Genomic DNA, 20,077 nt, shown 5'->3' on the forward strand with positions numbered 1-20,077 from the left:
ACGGCAATGCCCCGCGACCGGTCGGGCCACGGGGCATTGCATGTCTGACCCGGTTTTCCGGTCTAGCACTTGGCGTCGTCGGGGTCCGTGTCGGCTGTCGGCGCAAAGCAAAGCTGCGTGGAAAAGCGCGGCGTGACGACGATGAAACTGTCGAATTCGAACTCGCGCAGACCCAGGTTGTACTCATACTTCGGCACATAGTCGGTCCAGGTTTCGACGATGACCGCGCGCTGGCCATCCTGCAGGATCGGTAGCTGATCACTGATCCCGGGCAGATCGCGTGTCTTGAGGATCGGGCGGTCGCCCCGCTCGCGCGACCAGCGGACCTTGTATTTGTTCTCGTCCTCATCCCAGGTGATCACCGTCAGGCGGTAATCGGGCGTGGTGTCCGACATGGTCAGGAATTTCAGCATCCCGCGCATCCCGTTCAGATAGGACGGCGTGATATATTCCGTCTCGCGGCTGACCATATCCGCCAGAGTCGTCGCGGCCTTCGTCGCCACATGCTCCGACCGATAGGCGTGGAAATAAGAGATCGTGGACAGCAGGCACCAGCACAGCAATGGCACCATGAAGATCATCTCGACGGTCACACTGCCGCCTTCGTCGCGGCGCAGGCGGCGCAGGGCCGCGGCGATCTGTTGCGTCAGCTTCATTGGAACGGCTCCATCACAAAGGACGAGGTGGCGGTGAGCGCATAGGCGCCTTCGCTTTCTTTCGGGATCGACGATCCGATGACCGTGTTCGGCATCACCGGGTCGTAAAGCGCGCAGACCCGCAGGATCATCAACTGGTTGTTGCCGCCGGTGGTAAAGTTGATCAGCGGTTCACCCTGCTGCACCCGGTCGACGCAATCGGGCTGGTCTTTCATGTCCTGCCAGGCGCGCGGGTCGCGGATCACCATTTCCAGCCGGACCTGGTTCAAACAGTCCGGGATCACGAGGGCCTCTTCGCAGATCGCGGCTTTCAGGTCGTCGTGCTTGGGTTCGGGAATCGCCCCGATCCGCACACGGCGCACGACCACGTCCAGCCCGCGTTCCAGCATCACCTGCCGGGTCGACAGGATGCCTGTCTCGTAGGTCGAGAAGACGATCATGATGCACAGCGGCAGCATCATCACGAACTCGATCGTGCCGTTGCCGTCTTCGGATCGTGCAAAGCGGCGCAGGGCACGCCGCAAGGGGCGCAGCAACTTGGTCATAGTGTCAACCTCAGGTCTGTGATCTGGCTTGCGATGGCCTCGAAGATGGCCGTCAGCTCTGATCCGCTTGCATTGAAATAATGGCTTGGCGACGACGCGCAGGTCGACATCAGGTCCTCGCCGGCCTCCGTCGCCTCGAACGCGATGGCGAAGATCGTGATGCCTGCGTCCTTGGCCGCCGTGCACAGGTTCCGCGTCAGCAGGTCGCCGTCGCTGTCGCCGGTGATCCCATAGAGGTTTTCGTACTTGGGAGCGGTGTAGCGCACGCTCGCCCAGTCGCTGCGGGTTGTGTCGGTGGCGTAGTTGCTCGTCCAGTTGTCGAGATTGTAATACTCCCAGTGCTGGATTTCGTTTGGCGTATCATAGAAATCGGGGTCGAGCCGGTGGCTCCACTGGTTGTCGCCGTCCGTCATCAGCACGATGAACTTCTCGGTCCGCGAATCCGGGTTCGTCGCGCTCGGGTAATTCGCGGGGCGTCCGGTGAACGCGCCTTCCTGGCCACCGGCGACGAGCGTCCGTGTCGAGGGGTCGAGCAGGGCAACACCCCACTTCAGCCCGAAAAAGATGGATGTACTGTTGCGCGGCTCCAGCAGATCGATCTGGGCGTCGATGTTGGCCTTATTCTCGGACACGAAGATGATGTGCTCCTGCGAATAGCGGGGGCAGACCGGGTTGCTGATCGGGTCGGCCCCGTCGCCGCGATCATAATACTGGAAGTGCTGCGCCTGCTCGAACGTGTGGGTGGTGTCGAGAGCGGCCGAACCGAAGTGCGCATCGGGAAACTCGACGCAATAGGAAAAGTCGTGCAGGTGCACCTTGTTGGGCAGGCGGTTGAACAGCGTCGGACCGGCGTTGACATGGGCCGAATACGGCACCAGCGACAGGGAAATCTTGCCTGCGTACTGCGGATCGAGCACGGCCGCGGTAAAGGCCTTGGCGGCCTCCTGCAGCGCGTCCATTTTCGTGTCCGTCAGCTCGTTGCCGTCTTCGTCGTGGATCAGCTCTTTCATCGATCCCGAAATGTCGACCACCAGCGAGATTTCCACGTTGCCCACGCCTTCGATGGCGCGCGACCGGCTGTTGGCGTCAAGCTCGTCGATGCCGACAAGTTTCAGGAAGAAGGTGTTCAGCTCCATCTTCGCCTGCAATTCGACGCTGCGGTAGTTGTCCTGATCCGACACGCTCGGCTCTCCGACCAGATACTGGTCGAGACCGGCCTTGACGAAATAGTCCACGGCAATCGCCTTGGATCCTGCCTCGTCGGACGAGTTGCGCAGGTTCGCCGCCGCCAGTGCGGCGCGGTCGGACACGCCCTGCAACATCGAGCGGCGCGATTCAAAGCGCATGAAGTCCACGGCCATGCCGCCCAGGATCAGCATCATCACAAGCAGAAACAGCGAAAATACGATCATGCTGCCATGCTCGTCCCGTCCGAACCGGCGCATCAGTCTGCGTATCGGATGCCGTGTGGTCCCGGAAAGCTTGTGTGTCTTGTCCATTTTTCACTTCCATTTCTGCCCTGCGCGCCACGAAACCGGCCCTTGAACGCATTGCTCCATCGGCACGTAGATCATTTGCCTATGGCCAAATTTGGGCGAAAACCGCGCAACCGACGTGCGATAACGGGGCGATCGCGCCATAATTCGCCCCGCCTGCACCCGATTGTGCACTGGGCCGAAACGGTCGTTTACCCAGGGGCAGTTCGCGGCATGGCTTGCGTTTCAAGGCCCGGACGTCGATTCGCGGGAAACGATGCCACGCCACGCGCACCGCAGCGTTAACCATTTCGGCACGGGCGCCACGCACCGGGCAATTCAGGCTTGCATTGATCTGGTAGAACGGGTTCGGTCTGCTGATGACCTCACGGATTTCGGTTCAATATACGCTGGACGAGGCCGCGTTCATGCAGGCCTGCGGGCAGCTTTGGGCGCATCGCGCCATCGGGCGCACCGGCAATCTGATCGTTGCGGGCCTCGTCGCTGCGGCGTCCCTCTTCGTGATCTGGCAGGGCGTGCCGGGTGTCTGGCCGTGGGTCGGGCTGGCTGGCGCGGCGGTCATCGTCGCGATGGATCTGGCGCGCGAAAGGGTCTGGCGGCGCTACTACCGTCAGGCCGTCAAATACACCGCGCCGATCACCGCGCATTTTTCCGACGACGGTGTCGGCGTCACCTCTGCCGAAGGCGACAATCACGTGCCGTGGTCGCACTTCCGCCACTACGCCATTACCCGGGACTACCTGTTCCTGCTGCACGACCAGCGCAGCTTTTCCGTCATACCGCTCGCCGCTTTCCCCGATCCCGCGACCCGCCTGCAGGTCGAGGGGCTGGTGGCGGGACATCTGAAAATGCTGCGCGGGCGGTTGCTTTGACAACGCAAGGCACCGGGCGGTCTGTCCGCGGGAACGCCCGTAAGCGACATCGCGTGTCGGGGATGTCCTGCCACCGCGACACGGCATAGTATTGTCTGGACAGGGCAGATTCGGGCGGGCGAAAGCGGGCAGATGCGGTATTCCGGCTTCAGAGTGATCAAGGAAGGGCTGTTCGGCCAGAAAGGCTGGACACCGGCCTGGCGCGACCCCGATCCCAAACCGCAGTACGACGCGATCATCATCGGCGGCGGCGGGCACGGCCTTTCGACAGCCTATCACCTGGCCAAAAACCATGGCATGACGAACATCGCCGTGCTGGAAAAAGGCTATCTGGGCGGCGGCAACGTCGGGCGCAACACCACCATCGTGCGTGCGAACTACTTTCTGCCCGGTAACTCTGAATTCTACTCCCATTCCCTGAAGCTCTGGGAAACGATGGAACAGGACCTGAACTACAACGTCATGCATTCGCAGCGCGGTATCATCAACCTGTTCCATTCCGACGGGCAGCGCGACGCCTTCGTGCGGCGCGGCAACGCGATGATCAACCAAGGCGATGACGCGATACTGCTGGACCGGGACGGTGTGCGCGATCATCTGCCCTATCTGGATTTCGAAAACACCCGCTTTCCGATCTATGGCGGGCTCTACCACCCGCGCGGCGGCACCGCGCGCCACGATGCGGTCGCTTGGGGCTATGCCCGCGGCGCTGACAGCCGCGGCGTCGACCTGATCCAGAATTGCGAGGTCACGGGCATCGACATCGAAAATGGCCGCGTCACCGGCGTGCAGACGACACGCGGCGCGATCAAGGCGGGCAAGGTCGGCATGGTCGTCGCCGGACGCTCCGGCCAGGTCGCCGCGATGGCCGGGATGCGCCTGCCGGTGGAAAGCCACGTTTTGCAGGCTTTCGTCACCGAAGGGCTGAAGCCGATAATCGACCACGTGGTCAGCTTTGGCATGGGGCATTTCTATATCAGCCAATCCGACAAGGGTGGCCTCGTGTTCGGCGGCGATCTGGATTTTTACGCCTCCTACGCCGCGCGCGGCAACCTGCCGATGAAGGAGCACGTGATGGATGCCGCCATGACGCTGATGCCGATGATCGGCAAGGCGCGGGTGCTGCGCTCCTGGGGCGGGATCATGGACATGACGCCCGACGGCAGCCCGATCATCGACAAGACCCCGACAGAGGGGCTCTTTCTGAATTGCGGCTGGTGCTACGGCGGGTTCAAGGCGGTGCCGGGGTCGGGCTACAGCTTCGCGCATCTGATGGCGACGGGCGAACACCACGCGCCCGCCGCGCGCTACCGGCTGGACCGTTTCGCCACGGGGCGTGGTTTGATGGATGAGGAGGGAACCGGTGCGCAACATAATCTTCACTAGTCTGGCGCTGTGTCTGGCGACGACAGCCCATGCGGAAATGCCCGATCCGGGCTGCTATGAACGGACCTACAGCGATGCCCATCTGGCGGCGAACCCCGCGCAGGTCGTCTCGAAGATGCGACTGCTCATTTTCGAGGATGCGGGCTTCGATGAAGTCTTCGCCTCTCTCGATGTGCAAATGTCGCATCAGGGCCACGTCGCAGGCACGGCGGTGGCCGGTCAGCAACTGACGCAGGGATTGACCTGTTATGTCGCGGCGCAATTTCCGACCTGTTCGGTCGACTGCGACGGCGGCTATTTCGAAATCCCCCGCCAGAGCAAGGATTTGCTCGTCCTGCGCACCAACTACCTCACGGTCGGCGATACCGAAGGCTGCGGCGGGCGTGCCGATCTGGCAGAGGTTTCGGGGCAGGAGGTGTCCTACCGTCTGAACGCCGCGCCGATGTCCGTTTGCGAAGGGATGCGCTGAGCGATGCGGATCACTTGCCCGATCTGCGGTGAAAGGGACCGCCGCGAATTCTACTACAAGGGCGATGCGGTGGCGCTGTCGCGTCCGGCGGCGGACGCGGACCTCGCTGCATGGGACGACTATCTGCACAACCGCGACAACCCGGCGGGCACCACCCGCGACCTCTGGCAGCACGAGGCGGGTTGCGGCGCGTGGATCGTCGTGACGCGCAACACCGTGACCCACGCCATAGAGGCGACAAAACTCGCCAAAGAGGTCGCGTCATGAGGATCGCCGGGCGTGACCGTGATGCCAGCGTCAATTTCACTTTCGACGGCAAGGCGTTCACCGCCGTGCCGGGCGAAACGCTTGCCGCTGCACTGATTGCGAATGGCGTCAAACTCGTCGCGCGGTCGTTCAAATACCACCGGCCACGCGGCATCATGACCGCAGGGTCGGAGGAACAGAACGCGCTGGTCACCATCGGCACCGGGGCAGAGGCGGAACCGAACATCCGCGCGACGACGCAGGAGGTGTTCGAAGGGTTGCAGGCTTTCAGCCAGAACGCGTGGCCGAGCCTGAAACACGACGTCATGGCCGTGAACGATGCCGCAGCACCGTTTCTGGGGGCCGGGTTCTACTACAAGACATTCATGTGGCCGCGCGGGTTCTGGGAAAAACTCTACGAACCCGCGATCCGGCGTGCGGCAGGGCTGGGTGCGCTCAGCGGGCAGCACAATACCGACGCATATGAAAAGGCGTTCGCATTCTGCGATGTGCTGGTGATCGGCAGCGGCCCGGCGGGCCTGACCGCGGCGCTGGTGGCGGGCCGCGCCGGGGCGGACGTGATCCTATGCGAGGAAGACGCCGCCATGGGCGGGCGGCTGCTGGTGGAGCGTGAAAAGATCGACGGCGCGCCTGCCGCCGATTGGGTCGCGACGACCGTCGACACCCTGCGCGCCATGCCCAACGTGCGCTTGATGACCCGCACCACCGTGACCGGGGCATATGATCAGGGTACCTTCGGCGCGCTGGAACAGGTGGCGGAACATCTGCCGCGCAGGCCCGATCTGCCGCGCAACTGCTTCTGGCGGATCGCGGCGAAGCGCGCGGTGCTTTGCGCCGGTGCGCTGGAGCGGCCGATCGCTTTCCCGAACAACGACCGCCCCGGCATCATGATGGCTGGCGCGGTGCGTGCCTACGTGAACCGCTGGGGCGTGGCCCCGGGCGAAAAGGTGGTCGTGTTCGGCAACAACGACGATGCACACCGGACGGCGCTGGACCTCGCGGCGGCGGGCGTGACCGTGGCGGCGCTGGTCGACAGCCGCCCCGATACCGAAGTCGCGGGCGATTTCCCGGTGATCGCGGGCGGGGTCGTCGTTCAGACAAGGGGGCGGCATGGTCTGACGTCCGTGACCGTGCGCCACAAGGGTGAAGATCGGGTTATCGCGGCGGACTGTCTGGCTGTCTCTGGTGGCTGGAACCCGACCGTGCACCTCACCTGTCACATGAACGGCAGACCGCAATGGAATGAAAAGATTGCATCTTTCGTGCCTGTCGATAACGCGGTGCCGGGGCTCTCCGCCGCCGGGGCCTGCAACGGCGTGTTCGACACACATGACTGCATGAAGGACGCGGTGCAACTTACTGAAAATGCTCTAAAATCAATTGGTGTGAAAACGAAGAAGCACAATCTGCCCACTGCCGATACCACGCCCTATGCGATTTCTCCGCTCTGGATGGTCGATGGCGACGGGCGCAAGTGGCTGGATTTCCAGAACGACGTGCATGTGAAGGACATCACGCTGGCCGCGCAGGAGAACTTCCGCTCGGTCGAGCATATGAAACGCTACACCACGCAAGGCATGGCGCCGGATCAGGGGAAATCTTCCAACGTGGCGGCACTTGCGGTGCTGGCGGACGTGACCGGGCGGGGTATCCCCGAAACCGGCACGACGACTTATCGCCCACCGTTCGTGCCGGTGCCGATCGCCGCGATGGGCGCGGGATCGCAGGGCAAAGGCTTTGCACCAGAACGCAAGACCACGTCGCATGCGGCGACGGTCGCGCGGGGCGCGCCGATGATCGAGGCAGGGCTGTGGTATCGGCCGAGCTATTTCCCGCACCCCGGCGAGACGACATGGCTGGACAGTTGCAACCGCGAGGTCGGCTATGTCCGCGATGCGGTCGGCATCTGCGACGTGTCAACCCTGGGCAAGATCGACATTCAGGGGCCGGACGCTGGTGCTTTTCTGGACTTCGTCTATGCTAACACGTTCTCGACGTTGAAACCTGGCAAGGTGCGCTATGGCCTCATGCTGCGCGAGGACGGCACGGTGATGGACGACGGCACGACGGCCTGCATCGCGCCGGACCATTATGTCATGACGACCACGACCGCTGCGGCGGGCAACGTGATGAAGCATCTGGAATTCGTGCGGCAGGGCCTGCGCCCGGATTGGGACGTGCAGCTCGTATCCGTCACCGAGCAATGGGCGCAGTTCGCCGTCGCCGGGCCGCAATCCCGCGCGCTGCTGGCAGGGCTGGGGCTTTCGGATATCGGGCCTGGCGAGTTGCCGTTCATGGGCTGCCGCGATGTCGACGTTCTGGGCGTTGCCGGACGTCTGTTTCGCATCTCGTTCTCGGGTGAACTGGCCTATGAGCTGGCGGTGCCGTCGCGCTATGGCGACAGCCTGTTCCGGTTACTTGTAGCGCAGGCCGAGGCGCTGGGCGGCGGGGCCTACGGGATGGAGGCGCTGAACGTGCTGCGCATCGAGAAGGGGTTCCTGACCCATGCCGAAATGGACGGCCGGGTCACGGCCTTCGATCTGGGGATGGCGGGCATGGTCAGCGGCAAGAAGGACTGCATCGGGCAAGGCGCCGGACGCAGGCCGGGCCTGAACGCACCGGAGCGGGCGCAACTGGTCGGGCTGCGGGCCGTCGACGCGGAGACCGCGCTGACGGCGGGGGCGCATTTGTTCGCCGCACAGGCCGACCATACCAGAGAGAACAGTCACGGGCACGTGTCCTCTGTCTGCTGGTCGCCGACGCTGGACAGCCATATTGCCCTCGGCTTTCTGGTGCGCGGTCGGGACCGGCACGGCGAGGAGATCGTGCTGCGGGATCATCTGCGCGGGGTCGACGCGCGGGTGACGGTCTGCGACCCGGTATTTTTCGACCCGGATGGAGGGCGCGTGCGTGGTTGAACTGATTGCAAAAACCGCCTGCGCGGACCTGTTGCCGATGATCCATGGCGGGGTGCGGCTGGAAGAGGTGACCTATCCGCACATCACCAGCGTGGCCCCGCTGGCCGGGCAGGACGATGCCGTTTCTGCGGCGCTGGAAAAGGCGGTCGGGGTCGCGTTTCCCGCGCCCAACACGACGGTGGCGAGCGGTGAGGCACGCGCGATCTGGGCCGGGATGGGCATGGCGCTGGTCTGCGGGCCGCAGCCTGTGCGCATCAAAGGCGCCGCCCTGACCGATCAGTCGGACAGCTGGGCCATCGTGCGGCTGACCGGCGATGCGGCGGTGGATGTGCTGGCACGGCTGGTGCCGGTCGACCTGCGACCCGCGTACTTCCCCGAAGGGGCCACGGCGCGGACCTTGCTGGGACACATGACGGTGAGCGTCACGCGGGTGGCAGAGGGTTTCGAGATCATGGCGATGCGGTCCATGGCAGGCACGCTGGTGCACGAGCTTGATACGGCGATGCGCGGGGTCGCGGCGCGGGATGCACTGGGCTGACAAGGGTTTGCGCCGTGCGTTGCACGTCGCCCGGGGCGGGGGCGGCTGCGCCGCCCCCGCCTTTTTGAGTATTTGGGGCAAAGTGATGCGTAGGCGCGGCGCTGCGTGCCCACGGAAGATCGGTTTGGTGCTGTTCGGATGATCTCGACTCTCGGGCGTCGGGGGCGGATAATGCGCGTATGAGCTTGCCCCCCGGATTTCTGGACGAATTGCGCACCCGCCTGTCTTTGGGACAGGTGGTGGGCCGCAAGGTCATGTGGGACCCGCGCAAATCCAATCAGGGCAAGGGCGATCTCTGGGCGTCATGCCCGTTCCATCAGGAAAAATCCGCCAGCTTCCACGTCGATGACCGCAAGGGATTCTACTACTGTTTCGGATGCCACGCGAAGGGTGACGCGATCACCTTTGTGCGTGAGACCGAGAACGTGGGCTTCATGGAGGCGGTGCAGATTCTGGCCGGCGAGGCGGGGATGACGATGCCCGCCCGCGATCCGCAGGCACAGGAGAAGGCCGACAGGCGGACGCTGCTCGCCGATGTGATGGAGCAGGCGGTGCAGTGGCACAGGTTGCAGTTGCAGACCGCCGCCGCCGGGGCCGCGCGCGATTATCTGGAAACCCGCGGGCTGGGGCCGGAGGCGCAGGCGCGCTGGGACATCGGTTACGCGCCGGACAACGGCGGGATCATGGCGCATCTGACGGGCAAGGGCGTCGATCCGAAGCTGGTGATCGAGGCGGGACTTGCCGCCGAAAGCGACCGTGGCGGCAGCCCCTATGACCGGTTCCGCGGGCGCATCATCTTTCCGATCCGCGACGCGCGCGGCCGCGCCATCGGGCTTGGCGGCCGCGCGATGGCGGCGGATGCGCGGGCGAAGTATCTCAACTCGCCCGAAACCCCGCTCTTCGACAAGGGGCGCAGTCTTTACAACCACCAGCAGGCGCGCGAGGCGGCAGGCAAGGGCAAGCCGCTGATCGTGGCCGAAGGCTACATGGACGTGATCGCCCTGTCCGAGGCCGGGTTCGGCGCAACGGTGGCCCCGTTGGGCACTGCGATCACCGAGGATCAGCTGCGGCTGCTGTGGCGGATCGCGCCCGAGCCGATCATCGCGCTGGACGGGGATACGGCGGGTCTGCGCGCGGCGATGCGGGTGATCGACATCGCGCTGCCGCTGCTGGAGGCGGGGCAATCGCTGCGGTTCGCGCTGATGCCCGAGGGCATGGACCCGGACGATCTGCTGCGCGCCAAGGGGGCTGCGGCGATGCAGGACCTGCTGGATCAGGCGATCCCGATGGTGCAGCTTTTGTGGCAGCGCGAGACGGCGGGCAAGACGTTCGACAGCCCGGAGCGCAAGGCGGCGCTGGACAAGACATTGCGCGAAAAGATCAAGCTGATCGCAGACCCGTCGATCCGCAATCACTACGGTGCCGCGATCAAGGAAATGCGCTGGGCCTTGTTCAATCCGCGCCGTCAGGCCGCGACACGGGCCGGTGGCACCCGGCAGCCCTGGGCCCGCAATCAGCAACCCTGGCAGCGCAGCCTGTCGCCGGTGCCCAGCAACAAACAATCCGCTCTCGGGGCGGGGGCGGCCAGCGAGGATCACCTGCGCGAGGCGGTCATCCTGGCGACCGTCCTGTCCACCCCCGCCGTGGCCGAAGAGTTCGAGGCGGGGCTTGAACGCATGGACTGCCGCGACCCCGACCACGCCGCCCTGCGCGACGCGATCCTGCACCATATCCACAGCGCGACCCTGTCGGCAGACGTGTCTGCAGCCCTTGGCCGTGACCCACTTGAAAAGCTGCGGGCACATACCCACGTCGCCATCACACCGACGGTTCTGCGTGCCGGTGACATCGAAATCGCGCGTCTGTGCCTGAGCCAGGAGCTGACCCGTCTGAACGCGCGCCGCACCTATGACCGCGAGGTCAGTGACGGCATGGAAGACACGCAGGACCCGGTCGCGGACGAAAGTGTGACCTGGCGCTTGGCAAAAGCCGCCGCCGCCATAGATACATCCGTCAGACGGGAGCGTGACGATACCGTCGATTTCGAGACGGCAGAGAACGGCGCCAAGCTGAACAAGGACGAGCGCGGGGCATTCGAGGACATGCTCAGGCGGATCAATGTGAAGAAGAACGGTGCGGATCAGGGCGGCTAGTCCTGCAACAGACCGCACAAAACAACGCTCAAGTGGTTGCGAATCATCCGTTGGAGGGATTGATTCGGTTTCACGCGAATCATCCGAATCAGTCTGGCCGTGGCCGGGCACAGCCGAAGGATCATTTTATGGCCGCCAAAGACAACGATGACCGTAAGGACAGCGATCAGGACGATGCCTCGCTCGACATGAGCCAGGCCGCCGTCAAGAAGATGATCGCCGACGCGCGCGAGCGTGGCTATATCACCTACGATCAGTTGAATGCGGTGCTACCCCCCGATCAGGTGTCCTCCGACCAGATCGAGGACGTGATGTCGATGCTGTCGGAAATGGGCATCCAGGTCACCGAGGAAGAGGAAAGCGAGGAGGTCGAGGACAACACCTCCAAGGAACTCACCACGACCGGCGGCAATCGCGAGATCACGCTGGCCGGGTCCGACAACGAAAAGCTGGACCGCACCGACGACCCCGTGCGCATGTATCTGCGCGAGATGGGCAGCGTCGAACTGCTGAGCCGCGAGGGCGAGATCGCCATCGCCAAGCGGATCGAGGCCGGACGCAACACGATGATCCTGGGGCTGTGCGAAAGCCCGTTGACGTTTCAGGCGATCACCATCTGGCGCGACGAATTGCTGTCAGAGGATATCCTGCTGCGCGACGTGATCGACCTTGAGACGACCTTCGGCAACCAGCTGGGTGATGACGACGACGAGACCGTCGCGGTGACTTCCCCGGCGGCGGGCGCGGACAAGGGCGAGGCGAAGGAAGAAAAGCAGGAGCTTGACGCCGACGGCAATCCGATCAGCAAGGACGACGACGAGGATGACGACGATCAGGCCAATATGTCCCTGGCCGCGATGGAAGCCGCACTGAAGCCGCGCGTGCTGGAAACGCTGGAGGTGATCGCTCACGACTTCGCAGAGTTGAGCGAGATGCAGGACGCACGCATGTCCGCGACGCTGAACGAGGACGACAGCTTTTCCAAGAAATCCGAGGGTGAATACCAGCTTTTGCGGTCGCAGATCGTGGAGATGGTGAATTCCCTGCATCTGCACAACAATCGCATCGAGGCGCTGATCGACCAGCTCTACGGGATCAACCGCCGTATCATGCAGATCGATTCCAGCATGGTGAAACTGGCGGATCAGGCGCGCATCAACCGCCGGGAGTTCATCGACGCCTATCGCGGGCGCGAGCTTGACCCCAACTGGCTGGAAGACATGGGCGGCAAGTCCGGGCGCGGCTGGCAGGCGCTGATAGAGCGGTCGACAGACAAGATCAACGAGTTGCGCGGTGATATGGCGCAGGTCGGCCAATATGTCGGCGTGGACATCAACGAATTCCGCCGCATCGTCCAGCAGGTCCAGAAAGGCGAGAAAGAGGCGCGTCAGGCCAAGAAGGAGATGGTCGAGGCGAACCTGCGTCTGGTGATTTCCATCGCCAAGAAATACACAAACCGTGGCTTGCAATTCCTTGATCTTATTCAGGAAGGTAACATTGGCCTGATGAAGGCGGTCGATAAATTCGAATACCGCCGGGGCTATAAATTCTCGACCTATGCGACATGGTGGATTCGGCAGGCGATCACCCGCTCCATCGCCGATCAGGCCCGCACGATCCGAATTCCGGTGCATATGATCGAGACGATCAACAAGCTGGTCCGCACCGGTCGCCAGATGCTGCACGAGATCGGCCGCGAGCCGACGCCGGAAGAACTGGCCGAAAAGCTGCAGATGCCGCTGGAAAAGGTCCGCAAGGTGATGAAGATCGCCAAGGAGCCGATCAGTCTTGAAACGCCCATCGGCGATGAGGAAGACAGCCAGCTTGGCGATTTCATCGAGGACAAGAACGCGATCCTGCCGCTGGACAGCGCCATTCAGGAAAACCTCAAGGAAACCACCACGCGAGTTCTGGCGTCACTGACCCCGCGCGAGGAACGTGTCTTGCGGATGCGTTTCGGCATCGGCATGAACACCGATCACACGCTTGAAGAAGTCGGTCAGCAGTTCAGCGTGACACGCGAACGCATCCGCCAGATCGAGGCGAAAGCGCTGCGCAAGCTCAAGCATCCCAGCCGGTCGCGTAAGCTACGGTCGTTCCTGGATCAATAACCGGGGCCGCGCCCGGAAGAGGTTGCCATGTCACTTTTGTCGCGCCTCTTTGGCGGTAAATCGAAAGCAGATGCCACGCCGGACGAACCGGCGGAGGACTACAAGGGTTTCGGCATCACGCCGATGCCCGAAAAACAACCCGGTGGCTATCGCATCGGCGCGGTCATCACCGGCGAAGTGGATGGCGAAACGCGCGAACATCACATGGTGCGCGCCGATACCTGGGCCGACCGAGACGAGGTGATCGCGGCCTCCGTCCGCAAGGCCAAGCAGATGATCGACGAGCAGGGTGCTGCACTTTTCCGCTAGCTGCCGTGCGGAATGTGCTATGTGATGGCGACATCATCGCATTCGCCGGAGGTTCCGATGCGCCAGAAACTGTCGGTCCTGTTTGTTGCCAGTCTTGCCACACCGCTTGCTGCCGCCTGCCCACCGGGCCAGACCGTGTTCATGTCCTGTACCTTTCAGGATGGGGCAAAGGCCGTCGACGCCTGCACGGATGGGCAGGTCGCCTCATATGCCTTCGGGCCGCGCGGCGGGCAGCCGGAACTGGCGCTGACCGTGCCTGTCGGACAGTTGCAGTACTTTCCATGGCCCGGCGTCGGAAGCTCGATCCACGAGAGCATCATTTTCAACAACGGCGGTGTCTCTTACGAGGTTTACGGCAGCATCGACCGTTCGGCAGCGGTAGAGGGCGACACACGCGATCCGGTGACCGGCGGGATCAACGTGTTCCAGAAAGAGGCGCAGATCGCGACGCTGGTGTGTGATCGCGGATCGGCGGTCTTTCCCTGGACCGATCTGCTGTCGCGGTAGTTCGCGGTCGCGCGAGCGTGCCGTTCCGCTGGACCATTTGGCCGGGCTTGGTCGCGTGACGTGCGAAAAACCGGTCGTGATCGCTGGTTTGGCAGAGTAGGCTGCAACCATGCAGCAGCGCCTGACGATCCCCACACGTGGCCCCGGTCTTTATGAATTCACGCGGCAGGTGGCGGATGCGCTGGACGGGCAGGGCAGCGGGCTGCTCACGCTCTTTGTGCAGCACACCTCCTGCTCGTTGCTGGTTCAGGAAAATGCGGACCCGGAGGTGCAGACCGATCTCCAGAATTTCTTTGCCCGGCTAGTCCCACCGACGACCGACCCGTCGATGGCCTATCTGACGCACACCTACGAAGGGCCGGACGATATGCCGGCGCATATCAAGGCGGCGATGTTGCCGGTGCAGTTGTCGATTCCTGTTGCAAACGGACGGATGTTGCTGGGAACCTGGCAGGGAATTTACCTTTTCGAACATCGTGACAAACCGCACAGTCGCAACGTCATTCTGCATCTGTCGCCGTAAATCCGTCCGGATAAAGTGGCGCGAGCGCGTCTTTCAGCGGTCCGATTTCAGTGTCGTACCTTTGCCAGCGCGCGATCGCACCGCGGTGGATCGGCTGGCGCACCTGCCAGTTGGAGAGCGTGGCGCTGGTGTTTTGCGTGGTCTGGAAATTCAGGCAGCCCTCTTCCCATGGCAAATCGAGGAATTCAGTGACCTGTCGCGCGGTCGTGGCGGCATCGTCCACCAGCGCCTCGTAGGATACGGTCATCATCGGATTAGGCAGAACCGCCGCCCAGTGATCCATCAGCTGCCGGTACTGCAGATAGTAACGCCCCAGCGTCGTCAGTTCGCGGGTATAGCCATGCCAGCCCGACAGCGGCTGCATGTAGCAGGACACGCAGGTGTCCAGCGGATCGCGCGTCATGTGCAGGATCGGGGCCTTGGGGAACAGGCGGGCGAAAAAGCCCAGCAGTTCGAAATTATGCAGGGATTTGTCGATGATATGAGGCGTGGCGTCCGGTTGTGCGATTTCAGCGAGGTAGCGGGCAGAGAGGCGGGTCACGGCATCTTCGGGGATATGTCGGATCGCTTGCGCAAGGGCGGCCCCGTCGTGACGGCGCACGCCGATATCCTGCACGATCACGTTCAGGCTGGGGCTTTCGCCTGCGCTCGCGATCTGGCTATGGCCCGACAGAATCTGCTCCAGCAGCGTCGACCCGCTGCGTGGCATCCCCACGATCAGGATCGGCTGGCGCGACGGGTTGGCGGGGGCGGTGAAGGCATCGGCGGTGACGCGGTTGATCTGGGCGCTGACGAATTGCGCGTAGGCCCCAGCGTCGTGCTGTGCGGGGCGGGCCCTTTTCGCGGCGGCGAAGCTGCGAAAGGCCGCGATATGGTCGCCCTGATCGGTCTGCGCCTTGCCCGTCATGTGCAGCGCCGTGGCGTGGACCGCACCGCTCGCACGGGCGCAGGCGGGCAGGACACGGTCGCGCAGATCGACGAACAGCGGATCGTCTTCGGTGATCTTCGTCGTGCCGAAGTAAAGCTCAAGCGCGTTCAGGTCGTCGGGGTTTTCCGTCAGCAGATCACTGGCCACGGCAGAGGCCGCGTCCAGATCGCCCATGTTACGTAGGGCGCGGCCCCGCTGCAGGCGCGACGGCTTGTGGTCCGGGCGCAGTGTCAGCGCGGTGTCGAGGTGGCCCATCGCCTCGTCAAATCGGTTGACGGCCATGGCGGTCACGGCGGCGATGAACAGGCAATCGGGATCGTCGGGGGCCAGTTCGACCGCCTTTTCCGCATGGGGACGGGCCAGAAAGGGGCGGGCGCAGTTGCAGTAGGTTTCGGCTGCCAGCGCGTGAGCCGCTGCCAGTTTCGGGCGCAGCGCGACGAGGCTCTGGACCAGCGGCACCGCGGCGCGGAATTTGCGGCTGTAGCGGTTGTGAAACCGGATTGCGGCCTGCAGCACGGTGACATTACGCGGTTTGGCTTTCAGTTGTGCGTCGTAGAGGGTGGCGGCCTGTGCGATCTTGCCGCTGCGGGCCAGCGCGTCTGCCTTGTCCAACATGATCGTGCCCCTGTCTGCGTCACCCCACCACTAATCACGCCTGCCGATCGCCCGCAACGGCCATGGCAGCCGCGCCACATCGACGGCCCCAGTATCTTGGGGGCGGTTTTCATGGCTACCCAAAGTCTAGCGGGATGCCTATAGTGTCTGTGGATAAGTGGGACCCAATACCCACGACAGGACAAGAGACGAGGACAGGACATGCGTTGCCCCTTTTGCGGAAACGTCGATACCCAGGTGAAAGACAGCCGTCCGGCCGAAGATCACGTCGCCATCCGGCGGCGGCGGTTCTGCCCGGCCTGCGGCGGACGCTTTACCACTTACGAGCGCGTGCAGCTGCGCGATCTGGTGGTGATCAAATCGAACGGCCGGCGCGAGGATTTCGACCGTGACAAGCTGGAACGTTCGATCCGCATTTCGCTGCAGAAACGCCCGGTAGAGCCGGAGCGGATGGACCAGATGATTTCCGGCATCGTGCGGCGACTGGAAAGCATGGGCGAGACCGACATCAAATCCACGACCATCGGCGAGATCGTGATGGAAAGCCTCGCGCGGATCGATACCGTGGCCTATGTGCGGTTCGCCAGCGTCTACAAGAATTTCCAGGCGGCCGATGACTTCGACAAATTCGTCTCCGAACTGCGGCCGGACCAGAAATCGGAATCGTGACACTCGCGGACGACGCGCGCTTCATGGCGCTGGCCCTGTCGCTGGGCCGGCGCGGGATGGGGCGCGTCTGGCCGAACCCGGCGGTCGGTTGCGTGATCGTGCGCGATGGTGTGATCATCGGGCGCGGCTGGACGGCGGATGGGGGCAGACCGCATGCCGAAACTGTGGCGCTGGCGCAGGCGGGCGATGCGCAGGGGGCGACGGTCTATGTCACGCTGGAACCCTGTGCGCATCATGGACAGACACCGCCCTGTGCGGAGGCGCTGATCGCTGCTGGTGTCGCGCGCGTGGTCGTGGCGACCACCGACCCCGATCCGCGTGTCGCGGGCAAGGGCATCGAAATGCTGCAAGACGCGGGAATCGTCGTGGATGTTGGCTGTCTGGCCGATCAGGCAAATGCCGATCACGCCGGGTTTTTTGGTCGTGTGACCCGGCAACGCCCGTTCCTGACATTGAAGCTGGCCTGCACGCTGGACGGTCGAATCGCCACCGCCAGCGGCGAAAGCCAGTGGATCACCGGACCCGAGGCGCGACGTGCCGTGCACATGATGCGGGCGCGGCATGACGCGGTGATGGTGGGCGCGGGCACGGTGCGCGCGGACGATCCGTCGCTGACCGTGCGGGGGTTGGGTGTCGACCGGCAACCGGTGCGCGTGGTCGTGTCCCGCAACCTCGCCTTGCCGACCGACGGCAAACTGGCGCGCACCGCCGTCGCAACCCCGGTCTGGCTCTGTCACGGGCCGCAGGCCGACGCCGCGGCCTGGGCGGCGCAGGGTGCCGTGTCGATCCCATGTGCCGTCAGCCAAAGCCAGATCGACGTGCCTTCAATACTGCAGGCGCTGGCAGAGCTGGGGCTGACCCGTGTGTTCTGCGAAGGCGGCGGCGGTCTGGCGGCGTCGCTTCTGGCTGCCGGGGTGGTGGACGCCCTGGTCGTTTTCCATGCCGGGCTGGTTATCGGTGCCGAAGGCACACCGGCGCTTGCCGCGATGGGGTTGGGCAAACTGGCCGACGCACCCCGGTTCCGCCTGGCTGAAGAACGCCGGGTCGGCGCGGATATCATGCAACGCTGGGTGCGGCCCTAACGCCAGAAATGCGCGTAGCTGGCGAAGATGCCCTGTAGTTTTGCCGTCACTCGATTGATCCGCGACGGGCGCGGAATGTCACCGGATGCGAGCCGTTCGACCGCGATTTCGACCGGGCAGGGCGGGCCGGTTTTCGGGTCGAAATAGCGCGGGTAGTCGATCAGCACCGCATGGACGAGCGCCACAAGGTCCGGCGTTGCACTGCGCCGCGTCACCGGCATCGCGCGGTCGTCGGTCAGGCCCCAGCCGGCATAGAACGGGTTGCCCAGACAGGTGACCTGCTTGCCGCGCAACAGCGCCTCGAACCCGATGGTGCTGGTCATGGTCCAGACCGTATCGACCAAATCCAGCGCCGCGATTGCGTCGGTTTCCGTCAGGACCAGATCGGCGATCTCGGCGGCGTCGGGTACGGCCCCGGTGCGCAACCCGGCTTCGACGTCCGGGTGCGGTTTGTAGATGAGGACGGCGGCGGGATTCGCGGCACGCGCGGCTTTCAACAGGTCCGCATTGGTCGAAACCTCGGCCGTGCCGCATCGGATCGACGCATCGTCCTCGACCTGTCCCGGCACAAGGATGCGGCGTCCGCGCGGCAGGCCGGAGGCCACCGCAGCGGAACCGGTGTTGTATTTCGACAGCCGCAGGTCGTTCAGCCGGGCGATCAGCCTTTCGGCGCGGTCGCGGGCGTCCTGCGGCAGATCGACGGCGGCGGCGATACAGCGTTCCAGCCTGCTTTCGCGCGACGGATCGTAGTAGATGCCCAGATCGTCGCAGACCAAGGATAGCGGCGCGATCAGGTCCGCGCCGAGACCACGGGATCGCAGGAAGCCATCCTCGACCCGTACGGCACCTGCTGTGTCGAGCGCGGGTGTGGTCTTGCCTGCCCAGACCATGAGGCGTTTGTCTCCCTGCTCCGCGCGCGCGATGGCCTCGTCGCCTTCTGCAAAGACGACTGGTTTGTGTGCGCCGAACACGGCCTGTAGCGGCTTGCGCTTCCACAATTTCATGCCCGCCGCGACCCAGCCGCGGTGATCCTCGCGCCAGGCGCGGGCCTGTGCCTCCAGCGTGGCGATGGCGTCTTCGAGCGGGCAGAGCCGGTCGCGGTAGGGGTCGTACCATGTCGGGTAAAGGATCATCGCTGCGGCGAAGAGTTGCGCGCGGGTCAGCTTGCGTTGCCGCCGGTCAAGCGGTTTGCGATCATCCGTCAGACCCCAGCCCATATAGAACGGTTGGCCGAAGACGACCGGTTTGTGGCCGGTCAGGATCGCCTCGAACCCCATTTGCGAGGACACGGTATAGACGCCGATGGCCCCGTCGAAGAGCGCGTAGGGCGAAAGCGCGTCGTCGTTCAGCGTGATGCGGTCGTTGCAGTCGGCCTGCGTGAAATAACCGCCACGGTGCCCCGCGCGCGTTTCCGGGTGGGTCTTGATGACGATGCGCGCGCCGGGGTGATCCTCCTGCGCGCAGAACAGCATTTCGCGAAAGGTATTGAGGTCCGCGCCGCTGGCCTTGACCGAGGCATCGCCGCGGGTCTGGTCGATGACCAGGACATAGCCGGGATCGGGGGCAGGGGCGGCGGGATCAAAGGCGTTGTATTTGGACAGATGTGCGCGTTGCAGTCGCGCCATGCAGGCCCGCGCACGGGTCAGAAGGGCCGTATCATCGAGCGGGTGTTCGGACAGCAGGGCTTCCAGATCGGATTTCGTCGCCGCGTCGAAATGCACGCCGCGTGTGTCGATATGCAGGCCGAGCGGGTCGTCGCCGTCGCGCCCGGTGAGGACTGACCGTAGAAACGCATCCTCGACCCGCAGCACCGGTGTGTCCGTGCGCTTGGCTACCGCTTCGCCACGCGGTGCGGTCGGGCTTTGCCCCCAGACGCCGATCAGATCGCCCGGGCCGGGTTTGCCAATGGAAATGTCGTAGCCCGCCAGCGTGAGGATGCGCCTGATCCGGCGCTTGGTCAGAAAACCGCCGTTGTAAACGTAGAGCCGCCGCAGGGTTTCCCCCGCGGCGGTCGGTGTCGTGCCGTGCGGCAT

18 protein-coding genes are annotated in these 20,077 nt (G+C 64.1%); 13 read left to right on the forward strand and 5 right to left on the reverse strand.

The features are described 5' to 3' along the window. Nucleotides 1-62: 62 nt before the first annotated feature. From AC04PH_RS06390 to AC04PH_RS06400, 3 genes are read right to left on the reverse strand one after another with little or no spacing between them, the layout of a single operon-like run. On the reverse strand, nt 63-656 hold the full coding sequence (locus tag AC04PH_RS06390) for a TadE/TadG family type IV pilus assembly protein (RefSeq protein ID WP_483064907.1): 594 nt from the start codon (nt 654-656) through the stop codon (nt 63-65). Then, nucleotides 653-1,201, reverse strand: coding sequence for a TadE/TadG family type IV pilus assembly protein (locus AC04PH_RS06395; protein ID WP_483064908.1), 549 nt, complete (start codon nt 1,199-1,201; stop codon nt 653-655). The genes AC04PH_RS06390 and AC04PH_RS06395 overlap by 4 nt, the downstream gene beginning before the upstream one ends. After that, complete coding sequence (locus tag AC04PH_RS06400) at nt 1,198-2,700, reverse strand: TadE/TadG family type IV pilus assembly protein (protein ID WP_483064909.1); 1,503 nt, start codon at nt 2,698-2,700, stop codon at nt 1,198-1,200. Before AC04PH_RS06400 ends, AC04PH_RS06395 begins: the two co-directional genes overlap by 4 nt. A gap of 356 nt (nt 2,701-3,056) precedes the next feature. Here AC04PH_RS06400 and AC04PH_RS06405 point away from each other — a divergent pair, with 356 nt between their 5' ends. From AC04PH_RS06405 to AC04PH_RS06455, 11 genes are all read left to right on the forward strand, one after another. Then, nucleotides 3,057-3,569, forward strand: a complete 513-nt coding sequence (locus tag AC04PH_RS06405; RefSeq protein WP_483064910.1) for a YcxB family protein — start codon at nt 3,057-3,059, stop codon at nt 3,567-3,569. 132 nt (nt 3,570-3,701) lie between these two features. After that, nucleotides 3,702-4,955 (forward strand): sarcosine oxidase subunit beta family protein, encoded by a 1,254-nt coding sequence (locus AC04PH_RS06410; RefSeq protein WP_483064911.1) that lies wholly within the window; start codon nt 3,702-3,704, stop codon nt 4,953-4,955. Next, entirely contained in the window at nt 4,933-5,424 is a 492-nt protein-coding gene (locus AC04PH_RS06415; RefSeq protein WP_483064912.1) for a hypothetical protein, read from the forward strand. Before AC04PH_RS06410 ends, AC04PH_RS06415 begins: the two co-directional genes overlap by 23 nt. A 3-nt stretch (nt 5,425-5,427) precedes the next feature. Further along, on the forward strand, nt 5,428-5,691 hold the full coding sequence (locus tag AC04PH_RS06420; RefSeq protein WP_483064913.1) for a sarcosine oxidase subunit delta: 264 nt from the start codon (nt 5,428-5,430) through the stop codon (nt 5,689-5,691). Continuing rightward, the gene (locus AC04PH_RS06425; protein ID WP_483064914.1) at nt 5,688-8,609 is read left to right on the forward strand and encodes a sarcosine oxidase subunit alpha family protein; all 2,922 of its coding nucleotides are present in this window, start codon (nt 5,688-5,690) and stop codon (nt 8,607-8,609) included. The genes AC04PH_RS06420 and AC04PH_RS06425 overlap by 4 nt, the downstream gene beginning before the upstream one ends. Beyond that, nucleotides 8,602-9,147 (forward strand): sarcosine oxidase subunit gamma, encoded by a 546-nt coding sequence (locus tag AC04PH_RS06430; protein ID WP_483064915.1) that lies wholly within the window; start codon nt 8,602-8,604, stop codon nt 9,145-9,147. The genes AC04PH_RS06425 and AC04PH_RS06430 overlap by 8 nt, the downstream gene beginning before the upstream one ends. A 179-nt stretch (nt 9,148-9,326) precedes the next feature. Then, entirely contained in the window at nt 9,327-11,300 is a 1,974-nt protein-coding gene (dnaG, locus tag AC04PH_RS06435; RefSeq protein WP_483064916.1) for a DNA primase, read from the forward strand. 128 nt (nt 11,301-11,428) lie between these two features. Beyond that, nucleotides 11,429-13,411 carry an RNA polymerase sigma factor RpoD gene (gene rpoD, locus AC04PH_RS06440; RefSeq protein WP_483064917.1) on the forward strand — a complete coding sequence of 661 codons (1,983 nt, stop codon included), beginning with the start codon at nt 11,429-11,431 and terminating at the stop codon, nt 13,409-13,411. Between the two features lie 27 nt (nt 13,412-13,438). Then, nucleotides 13,439-13,720, forward strand: a complete 282-nt coding sequence (locus AC04PH_RS06445; protein ID WP_483064918.1) for an HlyU family transcriptional regulator — start codon at nt 13,439-13,441, stop codon at nt 13,718-13,720. A 57-nt stretch (nt 13,721-13,777) separates the two neighbouring features. Beyond that, nucleotides 13,778-14,227, forward strand: coding sequence for a hypothetical protein (locus AC04PH_RS06450; protein ID WP_483064919.1), 450 nt, complete (start codon nt 13,778-13,780; stop codon nt 14,225-14,227). Between the two features lie 109 nt (nt 14,228-14,336). Next, complete coding sequence (locus AC04PH_RS06455) at nt 14,337-14,750, forward strand: secondary thiamine-phosphate synthase enzyme YjbQ (protein ID WP_483064920.1); 414 nt, start codon at nt 14,337-14,339, stop codon at nt 14,748-14,750. Here the strand turns inward: AC04PH_RS06455 and AC04PH_RS06460 are convergent. Further along, a complete protein-coding gene (locus tag AC04PH_RS06460; RefSeq protein WP_483064921.1) occupies nt 14,728-16,293 on the reverse strand; it encodes a tetratricopeptide repeat-containing sulfotransferase family protein in 1,566 nt (521 codons plus the stop codon). The genes AC04PH_RS06455 and AC04PH_RS06460 overlap by 23 nt on opposite strands. Nucleotides 16,294-16,494: 201 nt before the next feature. Between AC04PH_RS06460 and nrdR the strand changes: the two genes are divergently transcribed. Beyond that, nucleotides 16,495-16,962, forward strand: coding sequence for a transcriptional regulator NrdR (nrdR, locus tag AC04PH_RS06465; protein ID WP_483064922.1), 468 nt, complete (start codon nt 16,495-16,497; stop codon nt 16,960-16,962). Next, a complete protein-coding gene (gene ribD / locus AC04PH_RS06470; RefSeq protein ID WP_483064923.1) occupies nt 16,959-18,044 on the forward strand; it encodes a bifunctional diaminohydroxyphosphoribosylaminopyrimidine deaminase/5-amino-6-(5-phosphoribosylamino)uracil reductase RibD in 1,086 nt (361 codons plus the stop codon). Before nrdR ends, ribD begins: the two co-directional genes overlap by 4 nt. Here ribD and AC04PH_RS06475 read toward each other — a convergent pair. Next, nucleotides 18,041-20,077, reverse strand: a complete 2,037-nt coding sequence (locus AC04PH_RS06475) for a capsular polysaccharide biosynthesis protein (protein WP_483064924.1) — start codon at nt 20,075-20,077, stop codon at nt 18,041-18,043. The genes ribD and AC04PH_RS06475 overlap by 4 nt on opposite strands.

It is taken from the genome of Yoonia sp. KMU-150 (assembly GCF_056858355.1).

Coding starts and splice junctions, on each gene's coding strand:
- nrdR (WP_483064922.1), top strand. CDS start 16,495: ATGCGTTGCCCCTTTTGCGGAAACGTCGATACCCAGGTGAAAGACAGC.
- AC04PH_RS06405 (WP_483064910.1), top strand. CDS start 3,057: ATGACCTCACGGATTTCGGTTCAATATACGCTGGACGAGGCCGCGTTC.
- AC04PH_RS06475 (WP_483064924.1), bottom strand. CDS start 20,077: ATGCCGCACGGCACGACACCGACCGCCGCGGGGGAAACCCTGCGGCGG.
- AC04PH_RS06395 (WP_483064908.1), bottom strand. CDS start 1,201: ATGACCAAGTTGCTGCGCCCCTTGCGGCGTGCCCTGCGCCGCTTTGCA.
- AC04PH_RS06460 (WP_483064921.1), bottom strand. CDS start 16,293: ATGTTGGACAAGGCAGACGCGCTGGCCCGCAGCGGCAAGATCGCACAG.
- AC04PH_RS06455 (WP_483064920.1), top strand. CDS start 14,337: ATGCAGCAGCGCCTGACGATCCCCACACGTGGCCCCGGTCTTTATGAA.
- AC04PH_RS06425 (WP_483064914.1), top strand. CDS start 5,688: ATGAGGATCGCCGGGCGTGACCGTGATGCCAGCGTCAATTTCACTTTC.
- AC04PH_RS06450 (WP_483064919.1), top strand. CDS start 13,778: ATGCGCCAGAAACTGTCGGTCCTGTTTGTTGCCAGTCTTGCCACACCG.
- dnaG (WP_483064916.1), top strand. CDS start 9,327: ATGAGCTTGCCCCCCGGATTTCTGGACGAATTGCGCACCCGCCTGTCT.
- rpoD (WP_483064917.1), top strand. CDS start 11,429: ATGGCCGCCAAAGACAACGATGACCGTAAGGACAGCGATCAGGACGAT.
- AC04PH_RS06410 (WP_483064911.1), top strand. CDS start 3,702: ATGCGGTATTCCGGCTTCAGAGTGATCAAGGAAGGGCTGTTCGGCCAG.
- AC04PH_RS06400 (WP_483064909.1), bottom strand. CDS start 2,700: ATGGACAAGACACACAAGCTTTCCGGGACCACACGGCATCCGATACGC.
- AC04PH_RS06390 (WP_483064907.1), bottom strand. CDS start 656: ATGAAGCTGACGCAACAGATCGCCGCGGCCCTGCGCCGCCTGCGCCGC.
- AC04PH_RS06420 (WP_483064913.1), top strand. CDS start 5,428: ATGCGGATCACTTGCCCGATCTGCGGTGAAAGGGACCGCCGCGAATTC.
- AC04PH_RS06445 (WP_483064918.1), top strand. CDS start 13,439: ATGTCACTTTTGTCGCGCCTCTTTGGCGGTAAATCGAAAGCAGATGCC.